Raw genomic sequence first — 448 nt, 5'->3', positions numbered from 1 at the left:
GCACTAGTGACATGAGCCCCACACCTTCAGACCTCATCCACTTCACCGAACGCGGATCGGGTAAGCCCCTGCTGCTGGTGCACGGGCTGATGGTCACCGGCCAKATGTTCGACMCAGTGCTCGAGCGTCTCGCCGCCCGGCATCGCCTGATCATTCCGGATTTGCGCGGCCACGGGCGAAGCCGGGGACTTCCGCCGCCTTACACGGCCACGCTGCTGGCAGCGGACCTGTCGCGTTTGCTCGACTATCTCGCCATCGAGGCTACGGACGTGCTTGGCTACTCGCATGGTGGCGCGGTCGCCCAGCAACTGGCCCATTCCGCCAGACCCCTGGCGGTAAAGTAGATTATCGGAGTGTCAAAGCAGCTAGTGTCGAAGCAGCTTTTGGGACCTAAGAATCGGGAGAAGTGTGAGCCAGCTGATCGAGAGCCAGGGTGGAGCCGATGGAG

At 62.3% G+C, this 448-nt stretch carries 1 protein-coding gene; it reads left to right on the top strand.

What is annotated here, in order from left to right:
• A partial coding sequence (locus AC1U89_RS24775; protein WP_479902263.1) for an alpha/beta fold hydrolase occupies positions 1-344 on the top strand: 344 nt, incomplete at its 5' end.
• Positions 345-448: the final 104 nt, after the last annotated feature.

It is taken from the genome of Caulobacter sp. 05T431 (assembly GCF_056665975.1).
Note: the sequence above shows the minus strand (reverse complement) of the source record. Positions and strands in the feature narration are given on the sequence as shown.